Below are 26,418 nucleotides of genomic sequence, written 5' to 3' on the forward strand. Positions count from 1 at the left end.
TTTATTTAAATAATTGGGACATTCTACTATTTAGAATTAATAAATTCAAATAAAAACTATTATCATTTGCATGCGCGTTAATGCTATTTTAGGGAAAATTACTTAGTCTATAAATAATATTATGATTAGGATAAACGATACGGCTTATAAAAATATGGTTGTTTTTTTAACTTAAATTGAATTATAAAAAAAGCGGCCTAGGCCGCTTTATAAATTAATTAGGTTTTTACTATTAAAAAGAGTATTTAACAGAGAACTGTAAACGGTCTAAATCGCCATCTACGCCACTTTCAGTTTCACGCTCAGCATGTTTTAGTTCAGCACCAAACGTTAAGCGTTTAACGGGTGAGTATAGAATATTTGCACTGTAGCTTTGGCTTGATTCTGTAGGATCGCCAGAAATAGCTAATAAATCAGTGTTGTTATCAGCGCTAAAGAATGAATATAAGAACGTTGAGCGCCATTTGCTTGTCCATTTGTGCTGATAAGCAACAAAACCAGAAGTTGAGTCAATCGCATCTAGTTCATCGCCATTAAGTACTGCACCGTGAGCAACGTTTAAGCCTACGTAACGGCCTAAGCCTTTACCTTGAGTAAGCATAAATTTAAGATTGTCTTCACCAAGGTTTATTTTACCTGAAGCACTTACACCAAAAGATGTTTCATCTGCATCAACACCGCCTACCTTGTAAGTAAGTTGACGTGCAAGTGCTGCAACAACAATGTTACCCCAATCAGCTTTGTGTGTGTAACGAGCTGTAAAATCGGGTAATGATGCATCATCAGTGACTACCATACCGCTAGTCGTAGAAATTGTACTTTCTGGGTTTTCTAATGAGAAAGACCATGCGCCAGTGGTATATTTAATTTGCGATTGACGGACAAACACAGTGCCTTCTGCAGGCCCTACAAAATCAAGCGTTTCAGCAAGCGCGCCTACGTTTTGAAAGTTAGACCATGTTTGACCAAATAACCAACCGTCGTATGTCACAAACGCATGGCGAATACGAGGAGCATAAGAGTTTGATACACGTTCATTGCCGCCAGCAGCTGAGGCTAAAAAATCAATCTCAATTTTAGTATTAACGGTCTTACCGTTATCCATAACAGTGGCTGTGCCAAAGTTAAAGCGTGACTCGCGAGCATGCATATCAAACACAGCATCTGAGCTGTTATCGTCGCCAACTGTTAGCGTACTTGGTACGTAAAAGTCACGACCTACGTTTGAGCCTGCAGGCGCACCCGCTGAATAATCACTCCACATTGAGTCGAGTTTAATGTATCCACCGTAAGTAAATTCGGTATCACCAATTTTTGCAGCAGTTGCCGCGTATGCAGTACTTGATAGTGCACATAGTACAGCGCTTGCTGCCAATGTTTTTAATGGGGTAAATTTCATTGTGGTGTCCTTTATAGGCTACTTGTTTGTTTGTTACTTTTTTTTTCATGTAAGGTTGTATTACTTGCTACGAGTATTACTTACGAATAAAAAAGGGTGTTAATTTAGCTTTTCAATACACATATTGTTTTCATTCGTTAAATAAAGCTTTTAGTAAGTACTACAGTAAATACATATATTACAGTACCGAACACTGTTGAATATGTGCAATATTTACTCAATTACCTATTGGTCTATAAGACTAAGGTTTTAGAGTAGATAAGTTTGTATTTACTAACATTTAACGCGTTGTATTATTTATGTAAAAAAATTGAAAGCAGAAGGATTATAAACTACAAATGAGAAAATTGAAGAGGAATACAACTAAGGTCTAATACTTAATAAGGCACTGCTGAGTAATCCTTGATAAGAGCCTAAGGCAAGTAATTTAATGGAGACGAAGATGTCACAAAGTATCTATCCAGTTCCGGCGCATATTAAAGATGCGACTCTTGTAGATAAAAATAAATATAATACGCTTTATAAGCAATCTATTGATGACCCTGAAGGTTTTTGGGGTGAGCATGGCAAACGCCTCGATTGGTCTACTCCTTACACTAAAGTTAAAAACACATCATTCGACAAAGGTCACATAAATATTAAATGGTATGAAGATGGCTATTTAAATGCTTCGTACAATTGTATTGACCGTCATCTAAAAACCAAAGCCGATAAGGTTGCGCTTATTTGGGAAGGTGATAGTCCATCTCAAAGCGAGAATATTACTTATCAGCAGCTGCATGATGAAGTTGCTAAGTTTGCTAATGGCTTAAAAAAGTTAGGTGTGCAAAAAGGTGATCGCGTAGCGATTTATATGCCTATGACGCCACAGGCTGTGTATGCAATGCAAGCCTGTGCACGTATTGGTGCTATTCATTCTGTTGTATTTGGTGGCTTTTCACCTTCAGCGATTGCCGACCGTATTAGAGATTCGGGTGCTAAGGTTGTTATTACGTCAGATGAAGGGCGCAGAGCGGGTAATTGTGTACCACTAAAAGCAAACGTTGATGAAGCTGTTGCACAAGATACTGTGACTTCAATTGAACACGTTATAGTACATCAATTAACAGGCGGCGAAGTTGATTGGAATGAACATGACATTTGGTGGCATGACCTAGTTGCTGATTTACCAGCAAAGTGTGAACCAGAGCCAATGAACGCTGAAGATCCATTGTTTATTTTATATACGTCAGGATCGACCGGACAGCCAAAAGGTGTTGTGCATACCACCGGTGGTTACTTAGTTTACTCATCAATGACACACGAGTACGTATTTGATTTAAAAGAAGATGATGTGTATTGGTGTAGTGCCGATGTAGGTTGGATCACAGGTCACAGCTACATTGCATACGGACCACTGGTAAACGGTTGTACGCAAGTTTTATTTGAAGGTGTACCTACGTACCCAACAGCTGGGCGTATGGGCGAAATTGTTGATAAACACGGTGTAACTATTTTATATACTGCGCCTACAGCAATTCGTGCATTAATGGCGAAAGGTGATGAGCCAATTGCTTCATCAAACCGTGATAGTTTACGAATTTTAGGTTCGGTTGGTGAGCCAATTAATCCTGAAGCGTGGACTTGGTATTACGAGAGTATTGGTAAATCTAATTGTCCGATTGTTGATACGTGGTGGCAAACAGAAACCGGTGGCATAATGATCACGCCACTACCAGGTGCTACTGATACAAAACCAGGTTCTGCAACACATCCATTTTTTGGTATTGCGCCAGCATTATTTGATGCTGAAGGTAATACACTTGAAGGTGCTGTAGATGGTAACTTAGTTATTTTAGATAGCTGGCCATCGCAAGCGAGAACGGTTTATAACGATCATGAGCGTTTTGAGCAAACTTACTTTAGTGCCTACCCAGGTGTGTATTTTACAGGTGATGGTTGTCGTCGTGATGAAGATGGTTATTACTGGATCACAGGTCGTGTAGATGATGTGCTTAATGTATCTGGTCATCGATTAGGTACTGCAGAGATTGAAAGTGCTCTTGTATCACACCCAGCAGTTGCAGAAGCTGCTGTAGTGGGTTACCCGCATGACATTAAAGGCCAAGGTATTTACGTTTATATTACGCCAAACGAAGGCGTAACAGTCAGTGATGAGTTAACCAAAGAGGTGCGTAATTGGGTTCGTAAAGAGCTTAGCCCAATAGCATCACCAGATATGATTCAATGGTCTCCGGGTTTACCTAAAACGCGTTCAGGCAAGATTATGCGTCGTATTTTACGTAAAATCGCTGCAAATGAGCACCAACAACTTGGCGATACATCAACGCTTGCCGATCCTTCTGTTGTCGATGAACTAATCGAGAACAGATTAAATCGTTAAATGTGCGTTAAAAACTTGATTACAAGTTGATTCTAAACGTAGTATATCGGCTGTCAGTAATGGTTTTATACCTAACTGGCAGCCGAATTCATTAGGAGTGAACCATGAGTCAGTTTTTAATAGCGGACGATCATCCGTTATTTCGTGAAGCACTAAAGGGCGCATTGAGCGCAAAATTTGAAGGTTTAGACGTTTTTGAATCATCCGATTTTGACAGCACGTTGCAAGTGTTAAGCGAGCAAGAGGATCTTGATATATTACTGCTAGACCTTCACATGCCAGGTAATGGTGATTTATATGGTCTTATTCGTATTAGAGAAGAATACCCAAGCTTACCTATTGCAGTAGTTTCAGGTAGTGAAGACGCTAATATAGTTTCAAAAGTAATGGGTTACGGCGCGATGGGTTTTATTCCTAAATCGTCATCGTCTGATGATATTGCCAGCGCAATTAACCAAATACTTGAAGGCGATACATGGCTACCAAAAGAGTTAAAAAACAAAGTAGCTGAAATTGAAGGTGAAGACCGAGAAATAGCAGCGCAAGTTGCCTCATTAACACCCCAGCAATACCGAGTGCTGCAATATCTGCACGAAGGTTTACTTAACAAGCAAATTGCTTATGAGCTACACATATCAGAAGCGACAGTAAAAGCACACATTACAGCCATATTTAGAAAACTCGGCGTGTACAATCGTACCCAAGCCGTTTTAATTGCCGCAAAATTAAAACTAGAACCGATAGAGCAGGCATAATTTATATTTTAAAAGTCACTTGCTTATTTATGAGCAAAAAAATGCCAGCAACAATGCTGGCATATTTTTATGTATAAAATAATTAATGCTAAGAAAACACCACGGTTTTATTACCATTAATAAATAGCTTGTGTTCAGAGGCGAGTTGGAGTGCTTTGCTAAATACGGTTTTTTCTACGTCTTTACCCATTTTTGCCATCATTTCAGCAGTATTCGCATGCGTTACGCTTGTTACGTCTTGAAGAATGATAGGTCCTTCATCCAGCTCATTGTTTACAAAGTGAGCCGTTGCACCAATGATTTTTACACCGCGCTCAAATGCCTGGTGATAAGGCTTTGCACCAATAAATGCAGGTAAAAATGAGTGGTGGATATTAATAATTTTATTATCGAATCGGCCAACAAACTCAGGGCTTAAAATACGCATGTATTTGGCAAGACCAATAATGTCAGGGTTATAGCTGGCAATTAAGTCACCTACTTTTTCATCGTGCTCGCTACGAGTAAGCCCTACGTGCGATACCACATGAAATGGCACATCAAACCCTTTTGCTAATGGCTCTAAGTCAGGGTAGTTAGCAATAACGGCTAATACTTCAATGTTGAGGGCTTGCTCGAACTGTTTGAGTAATACAGTACCTAAACAATGTGCTTCTTTGGTGGCAAGTAAAACCACTTTTGTTTTAGCACCACAGTGCAGTGCAAGTTGAGCACCTTGTGGTAACAATAGTCGTAGTTTATCTAAAAAGTCGCTTTGTGGCTCACCTGTAAGCTCTGTACGCATAAAAAAGCGCTGTGCGTCTTTATCTACAAACTCATTGTTACGCGTAATATTCAAATTGTTTTTATAACAAAGCCCTGTGATTTTAGCTATTAAGCCTACATCATCAGCACATTGGGTGGTTAGTATATAGCTCATTGTCCTCATTCTTACCCTGTGATTAATACTTCATTATTTGTGTTTTGGCACATAAAGCAAGGGCTTTGTAGACTAATGCAATATTAATCATGTTGTTGAGTATAAAAGAGGTAATAAAGTTAAAAGCTATTGAATAGAGGTTAATAAAGGATAAAAAAATGCCACCTAATTTAACAAGGTGGCATTAATAATAAAGGAGTTAGGCTTTAGGTTCAGGAGATAAGTTTTCTTCTTGTCTTAAATAACCTGCTGCTTCTTCGTCATCTTTAGTTATCGCTTGCTGAGTAGGTATAGCACGCGTTTGCTGGTTTAATTGATGTATTTGTGACGCATTACCTAAATCACGCTCACTGGTGATTGAGGCGATAGATTCACGGTCTTTCAAGAACGCGATAACGTCTTTTTTGATTGCTTGTAATTGACCTTCGTCTTTATGCATTTCCATAATATGGCGAGGGTGCTCAAGGTTTTTCATACCCGTTGCTGCAAACGTAGTAGAAATAACACGAGATACAATAATCCAAGGCGTTATGCTACTGCGTACTAACGTATTTTCTGAGCGGGTACTATCATGAATCCCCGTACCAGTTGATATTTTAGACTCAGTAAATGTGCCTTCACATTTAAAATATACCAATAGTGATTCAAACTGCATTTCAGCAAAAAATAAATGAGCTGTGTTTGTTAGCAATTGCGCAAATGCTTTAATGAGTATACCAATTAGTAATAAGTGAAAGCTTGTCATTAATAGCTCACTAAATTGAACAACATGTTGGTTATTAAATGCTTGTTTAAAGCTATTAATATTTGCCGCGTCAACATAATGGTAAATGTTGATAAGCGAATACGCTAAAAATACAGTAAACGCCAACGCTACAATATAAAGTAAGTTACCGCTCACTAAAGAAATTAGCCTTGCTAACGAGAAGTTTTTACCTAAATCCATTGAGTGCAGTTTAGGTTGAATTTCTTGAATCATTTCACCTTTAAAACCGCCTTTTCCTTCAATTTGTTCTTGAAGCTTAGGATCTAATTCTCTATAAACTCGATTTGGTACTTCTTTATAACGACGATTAGCCATTACTAAGTTATCAAGGTTTATAAAGATTTCGTCTGGGTGAACAGATTCTTGCCAGTTTTCACGTAGCTCTGATACTTCAGCTGAAGGTGTCACTGAATTTAAGCGCGCTTTAATCATAATGAAAGCAAGTGCGCAGCTTAGAGTCGCTAATATAATAATTGCAATTAAGTACATTCCAGCATGAAGGCTTGGCAATTGTTCAAGCCAGCTATCTATTTCTTGTTTGCTAATGCGTTGTTCTTTCATTAACCATGACATAGAAAGGCCAATAGCAATGGGTAAAATAAAAGATAAAGAAATAATTTTGGCAAGTGCGCCAGTGCCAAGTGCTTCAATGTTTTTTTCAGCATTTCGAGAGATAGGTTTACCCGTAGAGCGCCATGAAAAAAGCACGTAAAACATTAATATTGCGCTGTAAACAGGAAATGCTAATTCGCCAGCTTCACCGGTAAAACCAGATAAAGATACAAATGCCACAAGGCCATAAGCAATAAGGGCAACAAGTGTACTTACCCATGAGCCAAATAAGCGCTGGGCAACATTACGAATCGGATAAGGTAGGAATAATAACTTAGGAATTAAGCTGTGAAGTAAACGTGATAAAAAACCATTAGGTTCTTTAAACGTACTGTTTTTACGACCAACCAGCATTTCTTCGAGTGATTGTGCGCTGTAGGCTACTTCTTTTTTCTCTTCTTGGGCGGTTGATGCTTGTGATTTGCTGTAGTTATAAGCAAGTGAAGTAGGGTGGTTTCTGCCTACAAAATATTTAAGCGTTGCATAAATACCACTTGAAAGTGAGCGAATGCCGAATGCTAAAATAAGCATGCCAAACACCATTAAAATCCATCCAGCGGTTGTATCTTCTTTTACTGAGCCCGCAGCAATAACAAGTAAACTAATACCCGCTATAGACTCAATGAGTCCTCTTACAGCTGTTACTTTACCTTCAAGTTTGAAGGGGTTTTTTAGTCCAAGATCAATCGATCCATAATCAAAAGCCATTGAATGCTCCTTTTAAACAGCATGCCCAATTAAGGGAGAATATAAGCATAGTTATAATAACCATTATATATATCGTATTTTTTTTGCTCAATTTTTGATTATATATCAATAAAGTCGTTCAGTTTAAGGTTATTTTAAAGTGATACATTCTATGTTTTGAAATATAGATTTGGGGAAGTTAATACAAAGTATTATTAACGATGTTTAGTTTTGAAAATTTGAGCTCAATTAGGTAAAACTAAGCGAAAATAAGGCAAGTATTATTATTTTAGCTTCTCCCCAGACAAGGTTAGTTTTATTACGTTTACTGCGTAAGTCTTTTTTCTTTTAAGCTAAGGCGCTTATGTGAGCTATATACGTATTGTATATCAGTACCATTTACAAGATATGCATCAATTTCTACAGAAATTAGCCCTGATAAAGGCTTTATTTCAAGAATGCCAATATCATCAAGATTTGCAGATAGCAGAGCTTTATTGCTAATAGCAAAAAGTGTTTTATCAAAATCACGCAAGTCACCATTTACATATAACTTAATACCACCAAACCAAAAATTTATTATTTTAATTTTTTTTGATTTGAGCGTGAATTCAAACGATTTTTTCATTAAAAGCTCCTACGATAATAAACATTGAATATTTTATCCTACGTCAATTACAAACGATGCGCTTTTTAAGATAAAGGCTGCAGTTTGCAGCCTTTATCTTGTACTTTTATAACATGCTACTGCAGCATAAACGTTTCGTATTCTAAATCTTCAAATTGTTTTGAAAGCCAAAATAATCCTACTACCGAGGTAATAATAGTTGCTAATGCAAAGCCGTAACCATAAAACTGCGGCCCAAAAGCGATAGATAGTAAAGTTAAAACAACATTTATTACTAAAAACAACCCGGCTAAAAATAGTACTGTTGAGCGTTTATCTAAATAAAATAAAATATTTAAAATAGATAAAAATATAACTTGCACGCCTACACCAACTACATCAATAAATAAAAGCGTTTTATAGTTTGGATCAATGCCTATAAAGGTCAGTATTTGCTCACCCCATAATAATAAGCATGCAACGGTAATACCTTGGATTTTAAATATATCATATAAACCGGCACGTGCAGTTTGGATCATATTGTCTTTCAATATATAGATCTCTTCAAGAGGTGACCCTTTACGGATAGCAGTGTAAAAACGGTCGTACTCTTCTACAAAGTCTGTTTCCATTTTTACTAAAAACACTGCCATACCAGGAATAATAGACAAATAGGCCAAAAATATAGGTAAGTCGTAAATAGGGCTGGCTCTCAACGTGCCAATAATTTGAATTGATGTGCTCGGAGAATACCAAAAAATGATTTTATCAGCCCACACGCCAATATTATAAAATAGACCACAGAAAAACAGGCTGTAATACACTTTTTTATTACTTAAAAAGTCAAAGCTTATGAGTTTTTCACCCGGGTAGCGACGAATAATCATGAATAAAAAGCTAAAAAAGAGTAGGGCTTCACCTGCAAAAAAAGCAAAAAACAAACCGTCTAGTTGCCAGTCTCTCAGTAAATATGCGAGTAACACCATAAAGGCGTAACCACTTAACATGGTAATTAAAATCAGTCGGTATTCTTTCATGCCCGATAGAAAAATAGCACCAAGCCATTGGTTACATAGGCTTACAAAGGCACCTAAAATTATTATCTTAGTGACTACGGGTATAGGAAGCATCGGCCAAACGGCTAAGCCGACTAATAGCGCGGCTATGGTTGTTACAAGTTGTGCCCCGAGTAGGTTAGGGAGTACTTTTGCCTCTTCTTTTTGAAAAAATAAATCGGCAATAAATCGAGTTAGTAATAACTGCAAACCCCCCGTTAAAATAAGTGAGGCGGCCATCATGTAGGTAACGAGTGTTAAAAACTGAATGATAAGTACTTTAGGTAATACAATGCCTAAACTTAAAATACCAATGAGCATGAGCGCTACAATAGAGAGCAACCAAGGGCCCGAGCCTATTAAGCCCGCGTAGCCGTAAGCTTCAAAAACTGAGAGCAGGGTATTTTTTTTGAGAATTTTTCGTATCTCAAAACCTATTCCGGCCATGCCATTGTATCCTTATAAAGTTTATCGTAACGGGCAAACATGTGGCTCTCGTCATAAAATTTTTGTACGCGGTCTAAACCACTTTTTTGATACTCAAGCCAGGCTTGCTCATTGGTTAGCATGTTTGATATTTGTTGTGCTGTTTCACTTGGTGAAGCAATAGAGACAACTTCACCGGCTTTGCCTAATGTTTTATCTTCATCGGTGCCGCCTTCTATTATTTCGCGGCACGAGCCCACATCACTAGCAAGTACAGGAACGCCTGCTGCCATTGCTTCTAAAAGCACTAAAGGTTGCGCTTCGGAAATCGAGGTTAAAGCTACAATCCCGAGTTTTGGCAAAATTTTGGTAATATCTTGCATACCTAAAAACTTAACATTATTTTGTAAATCAAGACTGGCTACAAGCAATTCACATTCTTTGTAATATTGTGGATCTTCTTCAAAGGGGCCGATGATCCAACCTTCTACTTCTGGCAGTACCGACTGCGCTTCTTTAATAGCACGTATGAAAGTTTTAATATCTTTTATAGGCACTACACGTCCAATTAATCCAACAACCGCTGGTATCTGTTTTGGACGCTGCTCAAGCGCTTCAATAAAGCGTACTGTTTTAATGCCGTTAGGAACCACGAATGCTTTTTCTGGTGCGGCACCATCTTTTATTTGGCGTTGCCTATTACCGTCGTATAGCGAAATGATTTTATCTGCTTCTTGATATGTTGTTCGGCCTATTTGCTCAAAAAAGTTAATCCACATACGGCGAATAAAGCCCATTTCTGTATTTAGGTTTTTACCTAGGCTTTGTTCTGATTCTTTGATCCAACTGGCTTGAATAAGATCTATTTTTCTCTCTTTGGTATAAATTCCATGTTCGGTCAACAAAAAGGGTGTGTCGCTTATAACACTGGCACCAGAGCCTAAAATACCAGCATATCCGGTAGATATTGAGTGAATAAGTTTAACTTTTGGAAGCCCGCGTGCAATTTCAGCTATTTTAAATAATGGCTTATATAAATTGCGATACGACCAAAAGAAGTCAATAAAAGAAGATTCATCACAATAAGTTGAATAGTATTTAGTGAGTACTTGCCATGACGATTCACTATACAAAAAGTCGGCTTCGTTAATACCGTCTTTTTTAGCTAAGGTTTCAAATGCAAATTTTAATAACTCAGTGGGTATCGGCTCATTACAATCTCTAAAATAATTTTGTAGTTGCTGCCAAAAATCAAAGAGTTCTTTTTTATATTTAACCCCGTGCTTAGCTTTTATTTCACAAGTGTCATTTTCAACTAAATAATGAACATGCAGTTTTGTAACGTTTTTAGGCAAAGTATATTGAATTTCGCCATAATGCTCTGGCGCACCACCTATAAAAACAAGCTCAAAGTTATAATGAGGTAACCCCTCAATTATTTGATGAACCCAACTAGATACGCCACCACGCACATAAGGGTAAGTACCTTCTAAAAGCAGTAAAATATCTGCATTTTTATTACTCATGCCAATACTCCTGTAAATGACGTAATTCACTGCCCTTTGGTTGTTCTGGGAGTTCTTTTAAGTAGCGTTTACAGTCGTCAAACTTGTTCATACAAAAGGCAACTTCGGCTTTGTAAGGGAGAACATGACGCCTTGCCATACCCGACTCAGTTGCTTTGAGTAAGTACTCATGGGCTATTTCGTATTTGTCTAAGGCTAAAGATATACGGCCTAAAAATATAAAGGTTGCAGGTGTTTTTACGTGCTCAATACTTTGCTGTGCAAGTGCTTCTGCTTTTTCTAAAACGTATTTTTTCAGTGCACCTTGGGCTAAGCCTAAATAACTAAGTTCCCAATACAGTTCGGCTAGCTGTTTTTGTAAATGGCTCAATTTAGGCTGTTTAGTCGTAACGGCTATTTCTTGCTGATACAAACTGATTTTTTCGTTGAGTTTGGTTTCTTTACCATCAAGGGTTGAGTAGGCGAGTAGCCGAATATCATCTTCTAAATCTTTAAGTGCTAGCTTTAAAATAGGAATTGCTTGTGAGTCACTCATGTGACGAGCTGCCATTACTGCACTTAGACGCTTATTAGGCTCACTAGCATGCTTTAAAATAGCTTTTAGCCCGCCAATAGAATAGGTTGGATTTGCAGATATTGCTCTAGCTTCAAAAGGAAGCTCCGGTATTTTATGCTCTTCAATTTCTATATCATCGTTTTTTAGAGGTTTACAAAGAGCAAAAGTAAGCGCTACTACAACGCCAATAATTCCAAGTACAGGTAATGTAAATAATAATAAAAACATGAGCAAAAAAGAGCTATAAGGAGTGGTTTTGTATTTTTTAGGTATAAAAACATAACTAACAATAGCAAAAAAGATGCTAGCAAAAGCGTGTAATAATATAGCTAAAAACCAGTTAGGTGTTTCCAATACTTCTATCAGTGCAAAGTACTGACAAATACACCCTAATATAGCTGCTATAATAATTATAATCATGAAAGTGAAACCAATCTCTTTATGTCATCTGAGCTTATAGGCAGAGCGAGTTGCTGTTCAATAACAATGTCGATTTCAGCTAAGGTGTTACCCGTACGCTCTTTGCACCAAGTGTTCACTCGGGCAATAAATCCTGCTTTTTCAAGTTCATCAGCCAATGGCATTAATAGCAGTAATATTTGATTTTTATCATCATATAAGTAAATGTCCAAACCACGACGAGCTTCACTTAAATAACTCATAAGTTGAGTTGATTTATCCGTAATATTCTCGGCTTTGATTTTCAGTAGCTGCGATGGAATGTTGTATCGTTTGGCTTCTTTATTGGCGCGTTTAACTTGGCGAATAAAGTACGGAGACTCTTCATAGGTCATTACTGGGTTTGTTATTTCATGGCGCAGCAGGTCGCCAATATGCCCAGCCATTACAGCAAGTAATGTAAGAGTCGTATTTTTGAGCGCAAAAAATTGTATTCTTTCAACCAAAATAACGCCGTAAATAGTATTATTTACGTCGATAAGGGGAATTGCTATATGGTATTTGCTTGTACCCGATGCTGCTTTTTCGTCTTTTACCGATACTAATTCTTTTTCTTCAATCATCGCTAATATAAGAGGATCATCTACAGTTACTTGACTCATGTTGCCGAGAGAGGCAAGTGGTGGTTCTAAAACGGTATCGTTTTCAACTTTATATAACCCCGCTCTTTCTAGTGAACCGTACTCAACAAATAAATCGATTATTTTTTGTGCTGCACTATCGAGTCTTCTTTCTTTTAATAGCCCGATAGTGGTTCTTACTGCTTGTAGTGATTCACGCAAGCTTAACGTATGGCCAGCCAGCATTTGCTCAATTCTATCGTGAGATGAATTAATTAAATGATATTGACGAGTAAAGGTTTCAAGGCGGTCGGTTACGTATTCGAGCTGAATACTTTGCTGTTGATTAGTACGCTCCCACACATCTCTAAATTCACCAGTGATCATAATTACAATAATGTAGCCAATCATGGCGTTAATATTAAAGTCGCTTTGCGGTGATAAAATATTTGCTTGAAGTAAAAAAAGTTGGCCAACAAGCAAACATAAAATACTAATAAAGCCTTTTGAAAAGCCATAACGTAGAGAAACTAAAAGTGGGCCAAGTACAGGCCACGAAAACCCTCCCTCAGTCCAAAATGGGTCCTCTGCGTTAAATAATACAGGCAGCCCTAAAGCAAGCGCGGTAAATATAAATACCTCAGCCCATATTTGTAGCTCAGGAACGTCTCTTGGTCTAAGGAAATGTGTTTTCACTCACTAACCTCTATATAAGAAATTAAATCGGCAATCACATCTTGTGCTGTTGCTGCAATGCTATCGCGACCCCAACCACTTTTAGCAATAGTTCCCGTCCAAATTGGCGTTGTTTGCCCGTTAACGGTGAGTGATAAGGTCAGTGCTACAACAGGTTCTCCGTCAAGGCCTGCTTTATAGCGCCACTCTTCAATGCTGCCTGTTAGTACATAGTCAGCTTGTTGAGTGCTTAACCATTGCATAGCATTGTCTAAACGGTATTGATCGTCCAGTGGTGGAAGCTCTTTAGTGTTTACGCGAGGAGCGCGTATAAGAGTTGGCAATTTATTTTGCTGCCAAATACTGGCTAAAATATCTTCAGCACGTTCACCAGCAAGCGGTGTTTGAGCATGGTTAACTAGTGGCATAAGTGCCACTGTTTTTGAAGGGCTAAGCTCTACATCATCAGCGACTCTGCTGGTGGTACAAGCTGATAATAGTAATACCAAACACGGTATAATTAAACGAAACATACTCTCTCCTAACATTAAAAATGTACGTAATAACCTAATTGTAATTGTGTATCTGAGTTACCCACTTTATTACTACTTTGGTAACCCAGCTGTAATTTAAATAAATCATCGCCTAGTACAGACCAACCAGCACCACTTGAAACAGATACATCTACTGTATCGTTAAGTGTTTGATAGCCAGTACTTATATCAAATAACCATGAAGGGCTTGCGCCTAAATAAGGAGGTTCTAAAGAACCAGTTGAAGCAAATGAGGTCCCTAGTGCAAAACGTCTAAATGGTTGAAGGTCAACTCTTAGAGGTCTTGATTCTGTATTTATTAATGCATTTACACGTTCAAAGTCTTGCCACTGTGCACTAAAATAAGCGTTCCAAATTGGGCGGTCTTTTAAAATACTGTATTGGTAACGTGCATTATATTCTTGGCCATTTATTAGTGAGCTGCCATCGCTTCTTCGAGAAAAAGACATCGCTGCTGCTGATAGCTGTACATTTTGTCTACCATCAATATTGTAGTTAACATAGGCCGTGGCTTTATCTAGCTGAGCATAGCTAAGTAGCGCTTCTGATTGGCGGTTTTCAACATTATATTCAAGCTTTAAACCTACCTGAGTACGCGAATCCCATTGATAACGAGAGTCTAAGCTAAGACCTTGGCGGCTAACTAAGCTGCCTTGGTGAGAATCTATTTTTGCATCAAAATACCAACGACCAAATGTCATCTTATCTTCTATCGCAAACAGTAATCCGTTGTTATCAAGATTTTGCTGATTACTTAAACTTAATTTCCATTGCCCATTAGCATAAGGAAAATAAACGTTTACATCGTACTGGCTACTGTTTAAACCAGCCTCTGGCGATAGGTTTATTTCAAGTGCTCTAAAATAGGATGCGCGTACATTTCTGAGTAAACTCAATTGCGATTCATTTGCCTCGCCAGTAAGTTCTTCGTACCAACGTTGCATGGTGGCATAGGGTTGTTTTAAATAGAGTAGGGCGTTTAGCTCATCTAATTTGCTTAGTGAACCTTCAGCTATAAGCTGTTTCGCTTTATTAAACTCGCCGTTGGTCATATAAAGCTGTAGTTTTTGCCAAGGTTCTAACTTTTGTGCAGCTCGACGTGCTAACCACCAGTTTGCTTGAGGCTCACCAATAGTGTCGGGCGCGAGCTCATCCATGGTGTTTAATTGCATTAAATGAGGAACAGCCATTGCACCTGCCCAGCGGTACATTAGGCCTCTGTATGCGTATTTATCTTTAGGTAAATGCTGTAATAAATAGTGATTTAGCTCGGCAGCATTCGCATAATAACCAAGCTGCTTCATTACATCGGCTAAGTTAACCAGTGTTGTTAAGTCACTTGGATCTGCAACAGCTAGTTTTCGTAAATAAAAGTAAGCACTGTTATATGATTTTTCATAAATAGATAGGCTAGCTAATAATTGCGTCCACGCGTAGGTAGGATCGCTGTCCGAATAGCGAGTTAAAATACGGCTGATCATTATAGTGTCGTGCATTTGTAGCGCTAACCAACCTTGTGCGAGTACAACATCGGGGTCGTATTCACTTAATTTAGCGGCGCGGTTTAGAGTTGTATAAGCCGAATTTAAATCACTTTGATTTTGATACCAATTTGAAAGAATAACCCAAGCAGGGTAGAGAGCTTTATTATAACGTTGTTTATCAAGCTCTGTGTGAATACGGGCAACCGATTTAGCATCGTTTACTTGCGTGCTTAATAATGCAATTTGTATCAGTTGGCGGTCTGTAAGTGACTCATTTTCCCATAGATAATCGAGAAGCTCTTGAGGCCGTCCTTCAAAGCGCAGCTGTTGGTAATAAAGCGTGTCGCCAACACTTAGTGTGCTGATTGCTTTTAGTTGCTCAAAAGCATAAAGCTCATCTTTTTTATCTTGAACACGCATTGCCATATCTACTCGTGCAGTCCAAAATTCTCCATTAGTACTTTGTTGCTTGTTTTTTAAAATAGACAATGCTGTTTTAAAGTCATCCTCAAGCCAAAATGCACGAGCTATCCAAAGTAAGTCTTCTTCATTTTTAGGCCCTTTATATTTAGGCCATAAAGCTCTTAGTGCTTTTAAATTTCCGGAATCGTGAAGTACTTTCGCTTTCCAATATTGCGATAATGCACTCTTACCATTTATTTGTTCAAAACGGTCAATATTACTGAGTTCTTGTTTTGTGTTGCCTATAAATTCGTTTGTTTGCATCCACTTAGCAAAGCCATTGCCTTTTAATTGTCGGTTTTGTGCTTTGTATTCATATATATCGTTGGCGTCTTGGTATAAATATAATGCCGCAGCGTCATTAACACTGTCAGTAAGCATCGCTGGGGTTACAGCTCTGTTCGACATTAGCCATTTAAACTCTTTAAGCGCTTCTTTAGGCTTGTTCTGCCAGCGCTTTATTTTCCAATTTAGTAAGCGTAGCTCTTTGTCATTTGGAGTTTGTAGTAATAGCTTGGCGAGTAATTGCTCAGCCCCTTTTGCATTCCCATTTGCTAAACGCAGGTGCATGGCTTTTGTTAAGTACTCGGTGTTATTTGGATCGCTCTTTAATAAGCTTTCAATGGCTTGAGCTGAATCTTCTGTATTGCCAGCTAAGTTAGCTAAATAAAGGGTGCGTTTAACATTAGCTTGGTCGCCATAAGTTTTCCACCAGGCGTAAGCTTGTATCGGATTATTTGCGCCAAGTGCAGTCTCAATCGCTTTAGCTGCAATGTCAGCATTTATATTTGTTTTATAAATAGCGAGAGCTTTGGCTGGTTCGCCAGCGCTCAACCAGTAATCAGCTGCAAGTAGTGGTTGTTTATTTTTTTGATAGTACAGAGCAACTTTTGCGTTTAACCCAACTGCTTTTGCAATAGTTAGTATTTGTTCGTCCCAATGCTTATGAACACCTATTTTTAAAGATAGATCTTCAAAGCGATCGTCAACTTTAGCCCCGCTTGCTAGCCATAATGAGTAAAGCAGCTTTATTTCTAGAGTTGCTTTGCGCTCACCTCTTGGTAGTTTTTCAAGCTCGTTAGTGGCTTGTGAATACTCACTAAGCCCTATATGTAGTTCAACCAATTTTGCGCGTAGCTTTTCGTTGTTAGGCTCAGTGTTGAGCGCTGCATTAAGGTACGATTTTTCAAAGGTATAATCTTGTGAAAGTTCATCATCTTCAAAAAATAAGGTGTGAGGAAATAATGCATAAAGTGCAAAACAACTTACAGCTAATATTGCTAATATTGTTTTTACAGAAATTAACTGAGGGCGCTTTTTAGCATTCATTATCGAGCGACTCCATTGCAGTTAAGATAACCATAAAATTGACCCTTTGGAAGATTAAAGTGCGTCACATTAGCGCGTGTAATACCTTTAAAGTGCTCTCCTAAGCTAGATACAAATTCGCAAGAACGTGCATTAATTAAATCAAGCGAAGCAGGCACCCACGCTTTAAAGCTAACAGGTCCGTTAACTTGCCAGTTATCAATAACAACATTTGCAGACGCTAAATAAGGTTTTTTACTATTTTGACTGTGATCAAAGCTAAGACGAGCTACGTTATTAATAATGTGTATATAGTCACCTTTTTCAGTAACGCCTGACACACCTTCACTTTGGGCAATGTTAGGCATATCAAAATCAGTAGGAATTCGTAAAGTACGAATGTATTTTGAGCTAAATAACCATTCATTATTACTGTTTTTTGCTAGCGCAGAAAAGTAAAAGTCTTTTGCTACTTTTGCGTAATGGCTCAAATGTACCGGTGTATTTGGCCTAGCTAAAACATAATCTATATTGTGTTTTAGTGCGTCTAGTCCCGCAGGGATTTCACCTGAGTAAAAATGAAAATAAATAGTGTAGGGTTTTAATCTATATGGTTTTTCTGTTATTTCAAATGTTTCGGTTAAGCGTCTAAAACCATAATAAGGCCCGTGCCATAAGTTTGTATATACGTTTTCATTTAATATGGGGGCATAAATTTGATACAGCAAATCGTGCTCTGGTCTACCTATTGGTGAAACATGCGTAAGGCTTGGGTTATCGGCATTTACATCTGTATTACCACCGTTGACGTTTAATACGCCAGCATCGCGAGCCAATTCAAGCGCTTTAGGGCCGGGAGTTGCATCGCCTGACCATAACATCATCACTGTTTTTTTGTTTTTTGGTGTCAGGTTTTCATCAATATACTTTATTGAATCGGTGATTTCTTTTTTTAAGCTTATTTTGTCGTAGCCAGGTACATCAAGATGAAAACCATAATCTACTTCATCTTTATCTTTATCTACTATTCTAAGGCCAGATAACGCAGTCCAAAAATAAGGGTGGCTATAAGTATGCGAAGCAATTTCTACATAAGGCAAATTAAAAATACTGCGCGCTATACCTTCAAGTTTGGCACTTTGTTTTGAATGTAAGCCACTTTTTTCAATATCAGCTTGAATAACCGATGAGGTCAAAGGCAGTTTATAGCGCTTAATTATTTCATCGCGAATCACTTCTGCAGAATATGGTTTACCTGCATAATGTGCCGGGCTTGTGAAGCCATCGCCATCTATATGCAGCGTTAGCATGCGCCTACCGCTTTCAGTTGTGGTATCAGGCACTAGAATCGGAGGTAGTCCCATTGCTTTGGTGAGTAGTGTACGTGGGTCAATAACCCATTTACTCCCTTCCATTGGCAAGGTATCTATAAGCCAAGGTGCAACAACAACCGCGCCATATTTTGTTTTAGTACTCTGCACTATTATAGTTCCATCAGCCGCTTTTATATTGATAAGCGGGGTGGCATCAGTTGCTAATTTCAGTAAGTAGGGCTTAATTATCGCAGGCGATGTTGTCGCTTCGCCTTTTAGCCATGTAGTAAAATGATTAAGTTCATAAGGGGCTGGAGGCAATACGCTAAGCGCTTCAATACCAAGGTTAAGTAATAGTTTAGTTGATTGCGGTAGCTCACCCATAATTAGCTCAGGTACAACGCCTAAGTTACTTTCCAACCAATTAGTAATAGTTGGGGTGTAAAAAGCATCGCTGTTTGTCCATGAAATAATACCAGCATGTAAACTTGGATCTACTAATGGCAAATCTCGTTTAGCTACATCAACATAATCAGGAATATATCCCAAATACTCAATCATGGTCGCAAGCTTTAAATGTACGGTAGTGTAAATGAGTGGTCTTACATTACTGTTGAACGGAATTAGGATGCGTCTTGGTACTGGCGATATGGTTGATGTACCCCATGTTTGTAAGTGCCCATCTGTTACCCAAGGAGTAAAGCCAGCTTGTTTTATTTTTTGCGCCATAGCAAGGCGGTTATCAGGCTGCGCATAATCAATAACTTGTACTTTAAAACCTAAGTTTTGTGCTGTTTTTAATTGTGCGCTTAGCCAAGCTTGATCGTTCTCTGTGGTTAATTTGTAGCTATTATTAGTTGGGTTGTAATGACTATATAAACCTTCAGCAACTAAATCATTGGCTAAACCAGTAAGTTTAGGTAATAACTCAAAGCCTCGATTAAGAATAAGATGCTTATTAAACGTACCAGAGAGGTTTTTTATAATCGCGACTAAGCCATCTTGTTGATCTGATTTACTGTGTTTGTCATCTAAAAGTTGATAGCTGTCTAGCGTATCTAAAAATAAACCACTGAAACCACGCGCTTTTAAAGAAGCTGCGCTGTCTTGCATTTGTTGTTGCCAATCCGTAGATGTTAAATCTGCAATGTGGCTGTTCCAATTAGGATTAACTGAAAGTGAAGAATCACTTTTATTGAACGATTCACCCACACTTAAATAAGCGTAAACGGCAATGTTTCGTTTTTTAAACCAATTAAGCTCGTGCTCGGTAACGAGTTCAGGCTGGACGACAACGCGAGAATAAAAAGTCATTTCGGCTAATGGCATCGGCGCTGAGTAGTAAAAAGCGATACTATTATTTACAGGTGCTGAGAATGCATGAGCAGACACTAAAAGTGCAAGGTATAAAATATATTTCATTAATAATTCATTTTTATTAGATTATAACTGTGGCTCAAAGTGATGCGTTCCGATTTTCTAGTTGTTTGGTATTAGTAATATAGGGTTATTATATGTTAATGGAAGTTTAATATCTATATGTTCATTATTTATATGAACCTAAAATTAATACTAACATGAGTCGTGCGTTAACTCATTACATAGCTGGTGATTAATCGTCTTAGTACGTTATAAAATTAAGTTTAGATCAATGCAGCTGCTAGAACTTTAAATCTCTAGTGAAAGAGTGGCAAATTATATATTAATTAATACGAAGGTCTCAGTGTTTTTAGTGTCCAAATACCTTCCTTGTGACTATAATATCAGCTAATTGAGCATGGTATGAGTTTACTCCCACCAATTTTTTTTATTTACTATGCTTTTAAACCCAATAAAACAATGTAAACAGCCGTAATTTAATTTTTGGCTATTGTCGCTATATATGCATTTATATACCCCGGAGAAATAATGAGTAATTTAAGCTTGAAAAACAAACTGTTGTTATTAGCTATATTGCCCTTAATGCTACTTTTGATTAGCTTGATGCTGAGTTCTTATTATTTAGAGAATAAAAATCAGCAACAAAATTTTGAAGCATTTCAAACTAAACTAATAAGTGACAAACAAACGTTGCTAAGCACCGAGGTAGAAATTGCCAGTAAAATTGTGCGCTATCAAATAGCAAATGGCTCTGAGCAAGATGCTAAAAATGCTTTAAGAGATTTAACATTTGGTCAAGGTGGTTACTTTTTTATATACGACACAAATGGCGTTAGTGTTTTTCATGCATTATTAGGTGATGCTATTGAAGGGCAAAACAAAATAGGGATGACTGACCCTAACGGTAAAAAAATAATAGTGGGCTTATTAGATCAAGCTAGAAAAGGCGGTGGCGCTTTTAACTATCATTTCCAAAAACCAAATACCACAGGCTTAGTTGAAAAAATGGGCTATGCAGCAATGATCCCAGGTACAAACTGGATGATTGGTACTGGCGCATATATGGATGATATAGACGCAGAACTACTTAAATATCAAACAGCAATGCAAGAGCACATGAATGATAAGGTAGTGACCTTATTGCTAATTGCTTTATTTTGGGTTGTGTTAACTATTATATGTGCGTTAATTGCCGCAAATACAATGGTAAAACCAATACAGCGTATGGCGCAAAGCCTTGACGATATTGCCAAAGGTGAGGGCGATTTAACTAAACGTTTAGATATTGATACTAACGATGAAATAGGCCAACTTGGCGAAGCATTTAATATGTTTGTAAGTAAGTTACATGGCATTATTGCTAATGTGGTTGATGTAACACACGATGTAAAAACAGCCTCTAGTGATATAAATACACAAACACGATTAATTGAAGACAAGCTACTTAATCACAATCATGAAACAGACCTTGTTGCGACGGCTATTACCGAAATGTCGGCTACTTCTCATGAGGTGGCTCAAAATACGAACCAAGTGGCAGAGTCAACCCAAGCGGCAACGCAAGAAGTTGCTAAAGCTCAAGAGTGTGTTGATATTTCACTCAGTGAGGTGTCTAACCTAATGGGCGAGATAAACCTAGCCGCAGAACAAGTTGATTCACTCAGTGATCAATCTAAAAAGATTAATAGTGTACTAAGCGTAATTGGTGGAATTGCCGAGCAAACAAATTTACTTGCACTTAATGCTGCAATAGAAGCTGCACGAGCAGGTGAGCAAGGGCGAGGGTTTGCTGTTGTTGCTGATGAGGTAAGAAGCTTAGCAAGTCGTACTCAAGTTAGCACATTAGAGATTAGTGAAATGTTGAGTGAGTTACATAATTTAGTATCGGATGCTGTAGCCGCAATGCAAGCGAGTCAGAATAGTTGTAATCGCTCAGTAGAATCGTCTCGTGCTATTTCAGAAAGTTTAGGTGCGGTAACAACCTCAGTTAGATCAATTAACGACATGAGTACGCAAATTGCGACAGCGGCGCTGGAGCAAAGTAGCGTTACAGAAGAAATAAACCGTAATGTATTTGCCATTCAAGAAATCGTTAATGAACTAACTATTTCAAGCAAAACTACCTCTTCGGTAGGCCAGCATTTAGCTGCGCGTGGTGAAAACTTAGGACAACTCGTTGGCCAGTTTAAAATTTAACAAAGTTTAAAACTTTACAGTAAAAGCCGCTAATAGCGGCTTTATTTTTGTGGCTTAGTTTTAGCCGCTTAGTTTTTATAAAAATTATTGAATTTTTTGTATGTGTTAAGGTCTATCAGCATGCAAATATACCTATACAGTGGAATAACCATGCAAAACATGCCATCAATTAAACGTTGTACTCGAGAAGAGTTAGCGCCAGAGCAAGACTTGGGGCGTTTAGTGTCTTTTTTACGCTCGAGATTAGCCATTCATGTTGATGCCAAGTTACTTCCTATGGACTTAACCTCAGCGCAATATATTGTGGTAGTACTACTTGCGAGAGAGTCGGTTAATACGCTTGCAGGACTTTGTGAGTATATGGTTTATGATCGTGGCGCTATGAGCCGCTTACTAAACCGACTTGAAGAAAAAGGACTCATTATTAAAACGCAATGTGAGCTTGATAAGCGCTCAACTATTTTGTGTTTAAGTGAAAAGGGTAAAGCTCTTTGTCCAGAAATAATGCCTGTAGTAAACGAAGTCTATGCTCAAGCATTAAATGGTTTTTCAGAGCCAGAAAAAAATCAAATAATAGACTTATTATTTAAAGCTATAAATAATCTAGATACATTACCCGAAATTCCCCCCACAAATAGATTATCAATAAAATAGTGATACTGTTTCAACAGAAAGTTAGCGTGCTAATTAGTTGATCTGATTGTGCGTAGAATCTAACTTTGATAATATAGTTGCCTAGGCAATTAAAGTTATCATCTTGTTAGGTTTGTTATGATTGAAAATAATTTGTTAGTACAATTACAGCAGCAATATCCAGAACATACTTTTATGCAACATCACTTAAGTGTTGTCCATAAGGGACGTTTTGCTAACGCGATTGTGTATCGATATAAAGATAATGAATTTGATTTGATTGTTAAAGATTTTAGCCAAAGCCCGTGGCTTATTCGTAAAACATTTGCGCGACTATCTGTAAATCAAGAATATAAAGGGTTGAGCCGATTAGCTGAGCTTGATGCTGTTGCTAATCGCTTTTGTAGGTTATCGCCGATAGCTGTGGCTTATAACTATATTGAAGGCATGCCACTGCGCTCTTTAATTCATGAAGACAAAACACTACCTGTTAACTTTTTTAGCGAGCTTGAGCGCCAAGTAGCAAAAATGCATCGTAAAGGCATCGTGCATTTAGACTTGCGTAATATGGGTAATATTTTATGCGGCGCAGACGGTAAACCTTATTTTATTGATTTTCAGTCAACCATTAGCTTCTCGCGTTTTCCGCGTTGGTTGCAACGCTTTATGCGAGGCTCTGACATGTCAGGTGTATATAAAGCATGGAATAAATTGGGCGATCAACCTCTGCCTAAAAAAAAGCAAGACTATTTAGATCGCTTCAATCACGTGCGTAAACGCTGGATTTTTAAAGGTTACCCAATACAGCGTGGCTATGCGTGGGGCGCTGCACTTATTACTCAATTTGTAGATTCTGACTTAGTACGAAATATTACCGATAGACTTTAATTAAAAGCATAAACCGTAATTTAAAAACACCTTATTCATTGTGTGATTTTGCCCATATTAGCCTAGCTAATATGGGATTTTTTTTATTATAAGTAATCCCTTTGGTTTGCTTACTTGTTGTTTAATCCCTCAAAAACAATTCCTTTTACTGTTTTTTTAATTTTTTAAAATAAATATTAGTACTGCATTTAGTTTGCCCATACAATGCGCAAAAATAGCTTGCGCATGCTTAATAAGTTCACGTTTTTTCTGCAATTTTTTATTGTTCAAGTAGACTATAAATAATGTGCGCTTTTAAATTTTAAGGTTTTAAGATGATTGAGTATCCGGTAGACCAACTTCCACAGCTCATAAATGATTTATTGCAATGCGATACAACAGAACGCAAAAATAAATTATTAGCAGATGCGCAGTTAACGCTTTCAACAGAGCACCTGTCATTACTTTTTGAGGCGATACCAAAAGAACAACGACTTGAAATTTGGCAGTTGCTTGACGAAGACACGCAACACGAAATTTTTGTTAATTTAAGTGAAGATAGTTGCTTGTGGTTGCTGCAAACACTAGAAGACACTGAGGCTTTTAAACTTCTTGATGAAGTTAATGTAGAAGAGCTACTGGAACTTGAAGAAGTTATACCAGAGCGATTTGTTGAGTATGCAAAAAAGCAACTCGATGAAGCGCAAACCAAACAATATGAATTAGCGCAGCAATACCCGCCAGAACAACTTGGTCACTGGTTAGGTTTTGACTTTTTAAAAGTATCGGAGAAGCTAACAGCCGGTGGTGCTAAAAAATTGCTACATAAAGGTTTACCGCAATACAGTGAAGTTATTTATTTAGTAAGCCGCAAGGGTAGTTTAATAGGTGAGGTTGCGGTAAATGATTTAATAAAAGCCAGCGACACTGATAACTTAATGACATTGGCAAATCATGACTTTTCATCGCTCCATGCTGATGATGATTTATATGAAGCGGCAGAGGTGGTGATTCACAGTGAAAAAATGGCACTGCCAGTGGTTAATGCTGATAACAAATTACTTGGGCGATTAACCATTGCCTCTGCTTATGAATTACGACAAGAAATTGCTGATGAAGCAGCCGCTAAAGCCGGTGGTTTACGTGAAGACGAAGACCTGTTCGCAAGTGTGCGAAAAAGTGCTAAAAACCGTGGTATATGGTTAGGTATTAACTTAGCGACTGCCTTTTTAGCGTCCTGGTTCATCGGTTTATTTGGCGCAACTATAGAACAGGTTGTAGCACTCGCTGTATTAATGCCAGTGGTTGCTTCTATGGGCGGGATCGCAGGTAGTCAAACATTAACCGTTATTGTGCGTGGTTTAGCGCTCGGACAGGTTACAGATTCAAACCGCAATGCGTTACTTAAAAAAGAGCTACGTGTTGGCGCTGTAAATGGCTTGGTATGGGCGTTTGTAATAGGCCTGCTTACCTTCTTATGGTTTAACGATTTAATGCTCAGTATTACGATTACGGTAGCCATATTATTGAATTTAGTGGCCGCGTCACTAGCTGGTGTTGTTATTCCGTCTATTTTAGACAAAATGAAAATTGATCCTGCGTTATCTGGCTCGGTAATTTTAACTACCGTTACCGATATTGTTGGGTTTGTTACCTTTTTAGGTTTAGGCAGTTTATTGCTTTTATAAGCCTTATACCAATTCGCTTAATTAAGTGAATTGGTATTACTAACAGGAAAATACAATGACCTTTGAAGTCATGATTTGGTGTGCAATTGCTTTGTGTATTTCACAATCGGCAATATTTTCGGGCTTAAACTTAGCGTTTTTTTCACTAAGTAGGCTTCAGCTCGAAATGGAAAGTGCAAAAGGGAACGAGGCGGCCATAAAAGTGATGGCCCTTCGAAACGACTCTAACTTTTTATTATCGACTATTTTGTGGGGCAACGTAGGTATTAACGTACTACTTACACTACTTTCTGATTCGGTATTAATGGGCGCAAGTTCGTTTTTATTCTCAACTATCGCAATTACTATTATTGGTGAAATAACACCGCAGGCTTATTTTTCGCGTAATGCGCTAAAAATGGCGAGCCTACTTTCGCCGCTAATTAAGTTTTATCAGATTCTGTTTTATGTAGTTGCTAAGCCAACGGCTTTAATTCTCGATGCATGGTTAGGTAAAGAGGGGATTACGTACTTTGCTGAAAGTGAGCTCAGAGGTATTATTCGCAAACACATAGAAGCAGAAGAGGCTGATGTTCAGCACGTTGAGGGAATAGGCGCGCTTAACTTTTTTAGCTTAGATGAAATAAGCGTAACCAAAGAGGGTGAGGTAATTGATCCAGACTCTATTATTGCTTTGCCTACTAAGCTTGATTTGCCTATTTTCCCAGACCTTACATTAACGACTGATAATGAGTTTTTACGAAAACTACATAAGTCAGGTTATAACTGGGTGATCATTACCAATGAAGACGGTTGGCCTTTATTAGTGGTAGATGCTGACGGCTTTTTACGTTCAGCCTTGTTTGAACCAGAGACGTTCGACCCGTATCATTATTGTCACAGACCTATTATTGTTGCTGATGAAGCGATGCGCCTGAGTGAAGTTATTTTAAAAATACGGGCTAGTCATTCTTTAGATAAATCGTTTGATGGGGCCATAGATCACGACGTGGTGTTAGTGTGGAGTGATGTGAAGCGCATTATTACCGGCGCTGATATATTTGGTCGGTTGCTCAAAGGTATGAGCGCACCAAAGCTCGAATTGCATGAAAATACAGAGAATAAAAAGCCGCAATAAGCGGCTTTTTATATTTAACGGATATGTGGAA

At 38.1% G+C, this 26,418-nt stretch carries 18 protein-coding genes; 7 read left to right on the forward strand and 11 right to left on the reverse strand.

Going from position 1 to position 26,418, the window contains the following annotated elements:
- Nucleotides 1-232 precede the first annotated feature (232 nt).
- Complete coding sequence (locus I6F53_RS13825; RefSeq protein ID WP_197239929.1) at nucleotides 233-1,399, reverse strand: DcaP family trimeric outer membrane transporter; 1,167 nt, start codon at nucleotides 1,397-1,399, stop codon at nucleotides 233-235.
- A gap of 442 nt (nucleotides 1,400-1,841) precedes the next feature.
- Here I6F53_RS13825 and acs point away from each other — a divergent pair, with 442 nt between their 5' ends.
- On the forward strand, nucleotides 1,842-3,782 hold the full coding sequence (gene acs, locus I6F53_RS13830; protein WP_197239930.1) for an acetate--CoA ligase: 1,941 nt from the start codon (nucleotides 1,842-1,844) through the stop codon (nucleotides 3,780-3,782).
- A gap of 104 nt (nucleotides 3,783-3,886) precedes the next feature.
- Entirely contained in the window at nucleotides 3,887-4,537 is a 651-nt protein-coding gene (locus I6F53_RS13835; RefSeq protein WP_166420164.1) for a response regulator transcription factor, read from the forward strand.
- 88 nt (nucleotides 4,538-4,625) lie between these two features.
- Here I6F53_RS13835 and purU read toward each other — a convergent pair whose 3' ends face one another.
- The 10 genes from purU to I6F53_RS13885 all read right to left on the reverse strand — a co-directional run bounded on the left by purU (nucleotide 4,626) and on the right by I6F53_RS13885 (nucleotide 19,928).
- The gene (gene purU / locus I6F53_RS13840; RefSeq protein ID WP_197180510.1) at nucleotides 4,626-5,456 is read right to left on the reverse strand and encodes a formyltetrahydrofolate deformylase; all 831 of its coding nucleotides are present in this window, start codon (nucleotides 5,454-5,456) and stop codon (nucleotides 4,626-4,628) included.
- Nucleotides 5,457-5,655: 199 nt separating this feature from the next.
- Nucleotides 5,656-7,542 (reverse strand): hypothetical protein, encoded by a 1,887-nt coding sequence (locus I6F53_RS13845; protein WP_197239931.1) that lies wholly within the window; start codon nucleotides 7,540-7,542, stop codon nucleotides 5,656-5,658.
- Between the two features lie 304 nt (nucleotides 7,543-7,846).
- Complete coding sequence (locus I6F53_RS13850; RefSeq protein WP_166420161.1) at nucleotides 7,847-8,149, reverse strand: hypothetical protein; 303 nt, start codon at nucleotides 8,147-8,149, stop codon at nucleotides 7,847-7,849.
- A gap of 116 nt (nucleotides 8,150-8,265) precedes the next feature.
- Nucleotides 8,266-9,630: an exopolysaccharide Pel transporter PelG gene (gene pelG / locus I6F53_RS13855; protein WP_166420160.1), complete on the reverse strand. Its 1,365-nt coding sequence runs from the start codon at nucleotides 9,628-9,630 to the stop codon at nucleotides 8,266-8,268.
- Entirely contained in the window at nucleotides 9,618-11,135 is a 1,518-nt protein-coding gene (pelF, locus tag I6F53_RS13860) for a GT4 family glycosyltransferase PelF (RefSeq protein ID WP_197239932.1), read from the reverse strand. The genes pelG and pelF overlap by 13 nt, the downstream gene beginning before the upstream one ends.
- A complete protein-coding gene (locus I6F53_RS13865; protein ID WP_197239933.1) occupies nucleotides 11,128-12,111 on the reverse strand; it encodes a HEAT repeat domain-containing protein in 984 nt (327 codons plus the stop codon). Before I6F53_RS13865 ends, pelF begins: the two co-directional genes overlap by 8 nt.
- Nucleotides 12,108-13,406 carry a PelD GGDEF domain-containing protein gene (locus I6F53_RS13870; RefSeq protein WP_197239934.1) on the reverse strand — a complete coding sequence of 433 codons (1,299 nt, stop codon included), beginning with the start codon at nucleotides 13,404-13,406 and terminating at the stop codon, nucleotides 12,108-12,110. The genes I6F53_RS13865 and I6F53_RS13870 overlap by 4 nt, the downstream gene beginning before the upstream one ends.
- Complete coding sequence (locus I6F53_RS13875; RefSeq protein ID WP_197180500.1) at nucleotides 13,403-13,918, reverse strand: protein PelC; 516 nt, start codon at nucleotides 13,916-13,918, stop codon at nucleotides 13,403-13,405. The genes I6F53_RS13870 and I6F53_RS13875 overlap by 4 nt, the downstream gene beginning before the upstream one ends.
- A gap of 14 nt (nucleotides 13,919-13,932) precedes the next feature.
- Nucleotides 13,933-17,214, reverse strand: a complete 3,282-nt coding sequence (locus I6F53_RS13880; protein ID WP_197239935.1) for a tetratricopeptide repeat protein — start codon at nucleotides 17,212-17,214, stop codon at nucleotides 13,933-13,935.
- Nucleotides 17,214-19,928, reverse strand: a complete 2,715-nt coding sequence (locus I6F53_RS13885) for an endo alpha-1,4 polygalactosaminidase (protein WP_197239936.1) — start codon at nucleotides 19,926-19,928, stop codon at nucleotides 17,214-17,216. Before I6F53_RS13885 ends, I6F53_RS13880 begins: the two co-directional genes overlap by 1 nt.
- A gap of 486 nt (nucleotides 19,929-20,414) precedes the next feature.
- Here I6F53_RS13885 and I6F53_RS13890 point away from each other — a divergent pair, with 486 nt between their 5' ends.
- The 5 genes from I6F53_RS13890 (at nucleotide 20,415) to I6F53_RS13910 (ending at nucleotide 26,387) form a co-directional block, all read left to right on the forward strand.
- The gene (locus I6F53_RS13890) at nucleotides 20,415-22,082 is read left to right on the forward strand and encodes a methyl-accepting chemotaxis protein (RefSeq protein ID WP_165728466.1); all 1,668 of its coding nucleotides are present in this window, start codon (nucleotides 20,415-20,417) and stop codon (nucleotides 22,080-22,082) included.
- Nucleotides 22,083-22,202: 120 nt separating this feature from the next.
- On the forward strand, nucleotides 22,203-22,736 hold the full coding sequence (locus I6F53_RS13895; protein WP_231611873.1) for a MarR family winged helix-turn-helix transcriptional regulator: 534 nt from the start codon (nucleotides 22,203-22,205) through the stop codon (nucleotides 22,734-22,736).
- Between the two features lie 117 nt (nucleotides 22,737-22,853).
- A complete protein-coding gene (locus I6F53_RS13900) occupies nucleotides 22,854-23,603 on the forward strand; it encodes a serine/threonine protein kinase (protein WP_165728467.1) in 750 nt (249 codons plus the stop codon).
- 314 nt (nucleotides 23,604-23,917) lie between these two features.
- Nucleotides 23,918-25,270 carry a magnesium transporter gene (locus I6F53_RS13905; protein ID WP_165728468.1) on the forward strand — a complete coding sequence of 451 codons (1,353 nt, stop codon included), beginning with the start codon at nucleotides 23,918-23,920 and terminating at the stop codon, nucleotides 25,268-25,270.
- A gap of 55 nt (nucleotides 25,271-25,325) precedes the next feature.
- A complete protein-coding gene (locus I6F53_RS13910) occupies nucleotides 25,326-26,387 on the forward strand; it encodes a DUF21 domain-containing protein (protein ID WP_197239937.1) in 1,062 nt (353 codons plus the stop codon).
- Nucleotides 26,388-26,418: the final 31 nt, after the last annotated feature.

The organism is Pseudoalteromonas sp. SWN29, from assembly GCF_015864465.1.
Classification (GTDB): Bacteria; Pseudomonadota; Gammaproteobacteria; order Enterobacterales; family Alteromonadaceae; genus Pseudoalteromonas.